Here is an 8,672-nt window from a genome sequence, read left to right on the forward strand (position 1 = left end):
CGATAGCGGTGGGTCATTCAACAAATATGCCGACTGACCCACTGCTATCGCGAGCAGGCTCGCTCCCACAGGGTTATGCGCCAAGTCTTCGGGGCTCAGCGTGACTGAGCCTGCTCCACCAACCACCCCAACAACTCGCGCAACTTCGGCGAAGGCCCGGGTTTTTCCGGGAACACCAGGTAATACGCCAACCCTGTCTTCACCTTCAATTCAAACGGCATGACCAGTCGCCCAGCGCTCAGGTCGTCGCCAATCAACGACCAGTCCCCAATCGCCACGCCAGTTCCTTGGGACGCCATCGACATCGCCAGGTCCAGGGTTTCGAAATGCTGGCCCTTGCCGACATTGCTCAAGCGAATATCGGCGCTGGCCAGCCAGGCTTTCCAGTCGCGTTCATCGCGGGTCGGGTGCAACAGCATGTGTTGTTCCAGATCCTCCGGCGCCTGCAACGGCACCGGCCCCTCGAGGTACGGCCGGGAGCAGACTGGCGTCAGTTGCTCATCGAACAGCCGATGGGACGCCAGTGATGTCTCCGGCGGTACGCCATAGATCACCGCCGCATCGAACTGCTCGCGATGAAAATCCACGCCGTGTTTCACCGTGGTGGTCAGTTCGACCGGCACATCCGGACGCTCCCTTTGCCACTGCACCAGGCGCGGCAGCAGCCATCGCATCACGCACGTCGGGGCCTTGAGTTGCAGGGTTTCGCGCTTCTCGCCGATCTGTTCCACCGCCTCGTCGATCAAGCCGAAAATCTGCTGCACCCGTGGCAGCCACTCGCGTCCTTCAGCGGTCAGGCTCAAGCCCCGGGCCTGGCGGATAAACAACTCATAACCCAGATGTTCTTCCAGCCCGGCGATCTGCCGGCTCACCGCGCCTTGGGTGATGTAGAGCTGTTCGGCGGCCCGAGTGAAGTTGCAGCACTGCGCGGTAATCAGAAAAGTGTGCAGCGCCGGCAGGGGAGGCAATCGTTTCATTTGGATCCAAGGTATGACGTGAGGACATGGCTAGTATGACTTTTTATCCATTGTTGCGGCTACGTGTCGCCCGTTCCAATGAGGCCATCCCTGGACCTGCCCACGCATCATAAACACTGCGCAGGCCCGGCGTCTCAAACGAACAAAAAGGGCAAAGACATGGCGACGTGCGGCGAAGTATTGGTCAAGTTACTCGAAGATTACGGGGTCGAGCAGGTGTTCGGCATTCCCGGGGTTCATACCGTGGAGCTGTATCGCGGGCTGGCCCGTTCGAGCATCAACCACGTCACGCCGCGTCACGAACAGGGCGCCGGTTTCATGGCCGACGGTTATGCGCGCACCAGTGGCAAACCGGGTGTGTGCTTCATCATTACCGGCCCTGGCATGACCAACATCACCACCGCCATGGGCCAGGCCTACGCCGATTCGATCCCGATGCTGGTGATTTCCAGCGTGCAATCGCGCAGCCAGTTGGGCGGTGGTCGCGGCAAGCTCCACGAGCTGCCGAACCAGAGCGCCTTGGTCGGCGGCGTGGCGGCGTTCTCCCACACCTTGATGTCGGCAGCTGAATTGCCGGGCGTATTGGCCCGCGCCTTTGCTCTGTTCCAGGCCGGCCGTCCACGCCCGGTTCACATCGAAATTCCGCTGGACGTGCTGGTCGAAGAAGCCGATGACCTGCTCGCCAGTCTCCCGGTGAACATCGACCGTGCTGGCGCCTCGCCAAGCGCCATCAGCCGCATGACCGCGCTGCTGGCCGGCGCCAAGCGCCCACTGATTCTCGCGGGTGGCGGTGCCATTGATGCCGCCGCCGAGTTGACCGAGTTGGCCGAACGGCTGGACGCACCCGTGGCCCTGACCATCAATGCCAAAGGCATGCTCGAATCCAGTCACCCGCTGCTGATCGGTTCGACCCAGAGCCTGGTTGCGACCCGTGCCTTGGTCGCCGAGGCCGACGTAGTGCTGGCCATCGGCACCGAATTGGCCGAGACCGATTACGACGTCACGTTTGCCGGCGGTTTCGAGATTCCCGGTGTGCTGCTGCGCGTGGACATCGACCCCGACCAGACCGTGCGCAATTACCCGCCGAAAGTCGCCCTGGTGGCGGACTCGCGTAACGCCGCGCAAGCCTTGCTCAGTGAACTGTCCAAGCACTCGCTGGCCGAGCGTCGCAACGATTGGGGACAAGTCCGCGCTGCCCGTCTGCGTGACGACCTCGCCGCCACCTGGGACGCCCCGACCCTGGCCCAGACCCGCTTCCTCGAAACCGTGTTGCACGAATTGCCGGACGCAGTGTTCGTCGGCGATTCGACCCAACCGGTGTACACCGGCAACCTGACCTTCAACCCGGAACGCCCGCGTCGCTGGTTCAATTCGTCCACCGGTTACGGCACCCTCGGTTACGCCTTGCCGGCGGCAATCGGTGCCTGGCTCGGTGGCAGCCTTGAAAACGGCGCGCGTCCTCCGGTGGTGTGCCTGATCGGTGACGGCGGCCTGCAATTCACCCTGCCGGAACTGGCCAGCGCCGTTGAAGCGCGCACCCCGGTGATCGTCCTGCTGTGGAATAACCAGGGCTACGAAGAGATCAAGAAATACATGGTCAACCGCGCCATCGAACCGGTGGGCGTGGACATCTACACCCCGGACTTCATCGGTGTGGCCAAGGCGCTGGGCTGTGCGGCGGAAGCGGTCAACGGTGTTGAACAACTGCGCAGCGCCTTGCGCAGCGCCGCCGACCGTCAGGGCCCGACCCTGATTGAAATCGATCAGACCCAGTGGATGAAGGCGGTGTCGAAATGAGTTTCCCTACCACTCTGGACGGCCTGTACATCAACGGCCAATGGTCGGCTGGCAACGAACATCTGCGTGTGATCAACCCGGCGACCGAAGCCCTGTTGACCACCGTGAATGGCGGCGATGAAAAAGCCGTCGATCAAGCGGTCACCGCCGCCACCCAGGCGTTCGGCGAGTGGTCGAAAACCACCGGTGCCGAACGCGGCGCGATCCTGCGCAGAATCGCCGCCGGCGTGCAGGCCGGGCGCGACCACTTGATGAAGTTGCAGTCGAGCAACAACGGCAAGCCGCTGTTCGAAGCCGCCATCGACGTCGATGACGTGATCGCGACGTTCGAGTACTACGCCGGTCTTGCCGAAGGCCTCGATGCCAGACAAGACAGCAACATCGAGCTGCCCACCGACGATTTCAGCGCTCGCGTGCGCCGTGAACCGTGCGGCGTGGTCGGCCTGATCGTGCCGTGGAATTTCCCGATGGTCACCACGGCCTGGAAACTCGCCCCAGCCCTGGCGGCCGGTTGCTGCGTGGTGCTCAAACCGTCCGAAGTCACGCCGTTGCCCGAGCTGGAACTGGCGGCGATCGTCGCTGAGGCCGGCTTGCCGGATGGCGTGTTCAACCTGGTCTGCGGCACGGGCCTGGCCGTCGGCGCGCCGCTGTCGGCCGACCCGCGCATCGCCAAAATTTCCTTCACCGGCAGCAATGCGGTCGGTGTGCAAGTCATGCAGCGTGCGGCGGAAACCGTCAAAGGCGTGAGCCTGGAACTGGGTGGCAAATCTTCGCTGCTGGTGCTCGCTGACGCCGACATCGAACTGGCGGTTGAAGTGGCCTGTGGCGGCGGTTTCTTCAACGCCGGGCAAATGTGCTCCGCCACCAGCCGCGTGCTGGTCGCTGATGAATTGGCAGATGAGTTCCTCATCCGATTGAAGGCCCGCGCCGAAGCCATTCGCGTCGCCGACCCGTTCGACCCGAACGTGGAAATGGGCGCGCTGGTCAATCAGGCGCAATACCAGCGTGTGCTGGGCCACATCGATCGCGGTTTGAGCGCCGGGGCCAAGCTGGTTAGCGGCGGTAATCGCCCTGCAGACCTGCCCCGCGGCTATTTTTTGCAGCCGACGATTTTCACCGAAGTGCCCCAGGGCAGTGCGTTGTGGTGTGAAGAGATTTTCGGCCCGGTGATCTGCGTGCGCAGTTTCGCCACCGAAGCCGAAGCGATTGCCCTGGCCAACGACAGCCAGTTTGGTTTGGTGGCCAGCGTGGTAACTCGCGACAACGAAGCCGCGGATCGGGTCGCCAACGCCTTGCAGGCGGGACTGGTGTGGATCAACGCGCCGCAAGTGATCTTCCCGCAGACCGCTTGGGGTGGCTACAAACAGAGCAGCATCGGCCGCGAATTGGGGCCGTGGGGCTTGCAGGCTTTCCAGGAAATCAAACACGTGATTCGCGCCGTCTGAAGGCACGAAACAGGAGAGTGCATGCCTCGTATCGAGGCATGCACTGGTGTCATGGCTTCGATGAGTTTTTATCGATAGTCAGGTGTTTTGCACGACCTCAGGATGAACTCACTGGTTCAGCCAAACCCCCGAAAATACGAGGGAAAACGCTGATCCGGCTGCGCGGATGCAACAGTTTCGACCTGCCTTATACCTACAAAAACAAAGGGAGTCCGTAATGGGCGAACATGATCTGAACAGACGTCAATTCATCAAAACCGTGGGCGTGGCGTCCGTAGCCGCGGCGGCCATGAGTTTGCCCTTCGTCAAGGCCAATGCCAGCGACACGCGCTTCCAGGGCAAGACCCTGCGCCTGTTGACCTGGTCCGACGACACCGGCCTGGCTGCACTGCGTAACATCGCGGCCACCTTCGAAGACAAATATGGTTGCAAGGTCATCGCTGACCGCACCGGCAGCACCTCGGAAATGGTCGCCAAACTCAAGGCCGCCGGTGATCGTCCGCAGTACGACATCATCACCCTGGCCGGTGTCGGCGCCGAAGGTCTGGCAGCAGCCAATCTGCTGGAAAAACCAGACCTCAACCGCATTCCCAACCTGGTCGACGTACCGGAGAAATACCGTACCGGCGCTAACGGTCACGGCATCGGTTACCTGCTGTGGTGCAACAGCCTCGTCTACAGCACCCGCACCATCAAGGAAGCACCGGACAGTTACGCCGCCCTGTGGGACGCCGAGCTGTCGCCGAACATCTTCCTGCCGCCGCCGAACTGGACCGAAGCGATGGACCTGATCATCATCGCCGCCAAACTGGCCGGGGGTGACGAGCACAACATCGAGCCGGGCTTCAAGAAACTTGCGGAGCTGAAAGACCGTGTGGTCACCCTGGGTGAAAACCCGAACCAGATCGCCGAATTGTTCCGCACCGGTTCCCTGGACATGGGCGGCCTGTACGCACCGGCGTTCTTCCCGAAACAGATCCGCGATCCGGCCTATGGCCTGGGCGCTACGTTCGGGATGAAGGAAGGTTTCTACACCGACCTTATGCTCTCGGTGATGCCGAAGAACCGTCCGGGCGATACCGACCTGACCTACGCCTTCATCAACCACTCTCTGGACCCGCTGGTGCAGGGCAAGATGGCCGAGGACATCTACAACGGCCCGGTCAACGCCAAGGCGATCATCTCCGCCGAAGCGCGCAAGAGCCCTTACATCCTCACGCCGGAGCAGATTGCCGAGAAGGCGATCATGCACGACAACGCCTTCCTGGCCTCCGTGCATGACCAATGGATTCGTCGTTACACGGAAATCTTTTCTTCCTGATTGAGTGGCGAACACAAGATCTTCAACCACTGAAGATCCCCTGTGGGAGTGAGCCTGCTCGCGAATGCGGTCTGACATTCACCATTGATGTCGACTGATGGATCGCTTTCGCGAGCAGGCTCGCTCCCACAGGGGGCTGATGTGGTTTTGAGGGCTGTGTTTGTCAGCTGCTTTCCATTGACGAGACCTTTGCTATGGAACACCAACCTCTGACTCATCCGGTCGCCGCCGCTCCCGTGCGTGCCAATCGGGGTGTTTCGCCGACGGCGCGTGCGTGGTTTTTCCTCTCGCCCTCGATGCTGTTTCTGGGCGTGCTGATTGCCGCCAGCCTGCTGGTACTGCGCATGAGCGTGGGCACCAAAGGCGCAGAGTGGACCGGGTTCAGCCTGGCCAGTTATGCCCAATTGCTCGAACCCTATTACCTCAAATCCTTGCTGCTGACCCTGCGTCTGGCGCTGATCAGCGCGGTGATCGCGGTGTTGCTGGCGATCCCGGTGGCCTACACCATGTCGCGCCTGACCTCGCCATTCGTGCGACGGATCTTCCTCGCGGCGGTGCTGCTGCCGTTGCTGGTCAACCTGCTGCTGCAAAGCTACGGCTGGCTGGTGATTCTCGGCCCTGGCGGCATGCTCAATCAGGCACTGATGGGCCTGGGCCTGATCAAGCGACCGATCATGCTGCTCTACAACCAGAACGGCGTGTTGATGGGCCTGGTGCAAACCGCGTTCCCGTTGGCCGTGCTGCCGATTGCCAGCGCCATGCGCGGCGTCGCCCGCACTTACGAAGAAGCCGCCGCCACCCTGGGGGCAAGTCGCTTCCAGGTGTTCCGCCAGGTGGTGCTGCCGATGAGCATGCCGGGGATCATCACCGGCGCGACGTTGGTGTTTGCCTACAACGCCAGCAGTTTTGTGGTGCCGTTGTTGCTCGGCGGTCGGCGCGTGCCGATGCTGGCGGTGATGGTGCATGACCAGATCGCCCCGCTGATGAACTGGCCCGCCGCGTCCGCTGCCGGTGTGGTGCTGATTGTCACCACGCTGGCGATCATGACCTTGTCCGAATTCATCACTGGCCGTCGTCGGCGCATGCTGGAGGCTTCCCAATGAGCACGTTGACCAAGAAACGTTATGGGCTGCTGCCCGGTGAGACCGGCAAGTTTGCCGGCATTCTCTCGGGCTTCATCCTGCTGCTGGCGGTGTTGCCGATCCTGACCATGATCGTCATGTCGTTCAGCGGCGCATCGAACCTCGACTTCCCGCCGAGCAGTTACAGCCTGCAATGGTACAAGGCGGCCTGGCACACCTTTGTGTCGCCCGATGCCAGCGATGTGCTGAGCCTGGGCAAAGCCATGACCACCAGCCTGATGGTGGCGTGCCTGACCATGGTCTTCGCCACCATTGTGGCGGTGCCGGCGGCTTACGCGCTGACCCGTTGCGAGTTCCGTGGCAAGGCCGTGGCGCTGCAACTGATGTCGCTGCCGCTGGTGTTTCCGATGGTGGTGTTGGGCCTGGCATTGCTGCTGGTGTTCGACAGCCTGCCGTTCCAGATGACCACCTCGCGGCTGGTGATTGCCCACGTGATCCTGGCCCTGCCGTTCGTGGTGAAGAACTGCACCGCCGCAATGCTCTCCATCGGCAGCGAAGTCGAAGAGGCCGCGCAAATGCTTGGCGCTTCACCGCTGCGGGCGATTATCGATGTGGTGGTGCCGTTGATGAAGTCGGGGATTCTGGCGGGCATGCTGCTGGCGTTCATCGTCTCGTTCAACGAATTCACCGTGACCTATTTCCTCTACACCATCGATGTGATGACCGTGCCGATCTGGATGTACAGCCGCACCGTGTCGTCGCTCGACCCCACCGTATTTTCGTTTGCCGTGCTGATCGTGCTGATCGACTTCGTCCTGATCTGGGCGCTGGAGAAGCTGGTCGGTGAAGGTGGCGTTTCGTTCTGATTCTTGAGGTGATTTATGTCTGGTCTGATTCTGGAAAACGTCGAGAAACATTACGGCTCGGCCTGCGCGGTAAAGGATGTAAACCTGCATTTGCCGGAAGGCAAACTGGTGTGTTTCCTCGGCCCGTCGGGCTGCGGTAAAACCACCCTGCTGCGGATGATCGCCGGGCTTGAGACCCTGAGCGGCGGCGAAATTCGCCTGGACGGTGAAGACATCGGCCACACCCCGGCGCATCAGCGCAACTTCGGCATGGTGTTCCAGTCCCTGGCGCTGTTCCCGCACATGACGGTGGGGGAGAACATCGCCTATCCGCTGAAACTGCGCGGGGTCAGCAAGGCTGACCAGCAGGCGCGGGTGGTGGAGTTGCTGGAATTGATTCAGCTGAGCGAGATGATTGATCGCCCGGTGGCCAAACTCTCCGGCGGTCAACGCCAGCGCGTGGCGATTGCCCGGGCGATTGCCAACCACCCGAAAATCCTCCTGCTGGATGAACCGCTGTCGGCGCTCGACGCCAAGTTGCGCGAATCGATGCAGGTGGAAATCCGTCAGTTGCAGCAACGCCTGAACATCACCACGATCATGGTGACCCACGACCAGCGTGAAGCCATGACCATGGCCGATATCGTGGTGGTGCTGGGTGAACATCGGGTGCAGCAGGTGGGGTCGCCGATTGAAATCTACCGGCACCCGGCCAACGAATTTGTCGCCGACTTTATCGGCTCGGGCAACATCTTCCCCGCCACGGCGCTGGGCAACGGCAAGGTCGGGTTGCCGGGGGGCGCCGCGCTGGAAGTGCCGATTTGCAGCAGCATTGTGGTGGGGGAGAAGGTGAAGATGCTGATTCGTCCTGAAGACCTGCAACTGTCGCACCCACAGGCCACGGCGGGAAATCGGTTGCTCGGTACGGTGACGTTCGTGCGCGATATCGGCGCGACGATTGAAACGACGGTGGAGTGTTCCGGGGTTTCATTTACGGCGCTGAGCACGCCGTGTCAGGGGTTTGGGTTGAGCATTGGCAACCCGGTGTCGGTGACCTTGCCGGCTGAGGCGTGCCGCGTACTCGGCGCCTGACACTAGAATTGGGTTGGCTGTACTGGCCCCATCGCGAGCAGGCTCGCACCCACAGTGGATCTCCTGTGAACACAGAATTTGTGAACACCCCAGATCAAATGTGGGAGCGAGCC

The 8,672-nt window shown here is 61.7% G+C and carries 7 protein-coding genes and 1 pseudogene; 6 read left to right on the forward strand and 2 right to left on the reverse strand.

Annotation, left to right across the window (positions count from 1 at the left end):
- Positions 1-95: 95 nt before the first annotated feature.
- Positions 96-977, reverse strand: coding sequence for a LysR substrate-binding domain-containing protein (locus tag QMX98_RS29000; RefSeq protein ID WP_010457585.1), 882 nt, complete (start codon positions 975-977; stop codon positions 96-98).
- A 159-nt stretch (positions 978-1,136) separates the two neighbouring features.
- Between QMX98_RS29000 and QMX98_RS29005 the strand changes: the two genes are divergently transcribed.
- The 3 genes from QMX98_RS29005 (at position 1,137) to QMX98_RS29015 (ending at position 5,540) form a co-directional block, all read left to right on the forward strand.
- Positions 1,137-2,774, forward strand: coding sequence for a 5-guanidino-2-oxopentanoate decarboxylase (locus QMX98_RS29005; protein WP_077750445.1), 1,638 nt, complete (start codon positions 1,137-1,139; stop codon positions 2,772-2,774).
- Positions 2,771-4,219, forward strand: a complete 1,449-nt coding sequence (locus QMX98_RS29010) for an aldehyde dehydrogenase family protein (protein ID WP_282411762.1) — start codon at positions 2,771-2,773, stop codon at positions 4,217-4,219. The genes QMX98_RS29005 and QMX98_RS29010 overlap by 4 nt, the downstream gene beginning before the upstream one ends.
- Before the next feature lie 217 nt (positions 4,220-4,436).
- Positions 4,437-5,540 carry an extracellular solute-binding protein gene (locus QMX98_RS29015; RefSeq protein WP_010457579.1) on the forward strand — a complete coding sequence of 368 codons (1,104 nt, stop codon included), beginning with the start codon at positions 4,437-4,439 and terminating at the stop codon, positions 5,538-5,540.
- Between the two features lie 40 nt (positions 5,541-5,580).
- Here the strand turns inward: QMX98_RS29015 and QMX98_RS35125 are convergent.
- A pseudogene (locus QMX98_RS35125) lies at positions 5,581-5,670 on the reverse strand (metal ABC transporter ATP-binding protein); the annotation flags it as partial.
- Between the two features lie 64 nt (positions 5,671-5,734).
- Here QMX98_RS35125 and QMX98_RS29020 point away from each other — a divergent pair.
- Genes QMX98_RS29020 through QMX98_RS29030 form a run of 3 tightly spaced genes read left to right on the forward strand, consistent with a single transcriptional unit; the run spans position 5,735 to position 8,559 of the window.
- The gene (locus QMX98_RS29020; RefSeq protein WP_010457577.1) at positions 5,735-6,643 is read left to right on the forward strand and encodes an ABC transporter permease; all 909 of its coding nucleotides are present in this window, start codon (positions 5,735-5,737) and stop codon (positions 6,641-6,643) included.
- Positions 6,640-7,488 (forward strand): ABC transporter permease, encoded by an 849-nt coding sequence (locus QMX98_RS29025; protein WP_010457574.1) that lies wholly within the window; start codon positions 6,640-6,642, stop codon positions 7,486-7,488. Before QMX98_RS29020 ends, QMX98_RS29025 begins: the two co-directional genes overlap by 4 nt.
- A gap of 15 nt (positions 7,489-7,503) precedes the next feature.
- Positions 7,504-8,559 carry an ABC transporter ATP-binding protein gene (locus QMX98_RS29030; protein ID WP_010457573.1) on the forward strand — a complete coding sequence of 352 codons (1,056 nt, stop codon included), beginning with the start codon at positions 7,504-7,506 and terminating at the stop codon, positions 8,557-8,559.
- Positions 8,560-8,672 lie beyond the last annotated feature (113 nt).

The sequence above is a fragment of the Pseudomonas sp. PS02303 genome (assembly GCF_029959925.1).
Lineage (GTDB): Bacteria > Pseudomonadota > Gammaproteobacteria > Pseudomonadales > Pseudomonadaceae > Aquipseudomonas > Aquipseudomonas mandelii.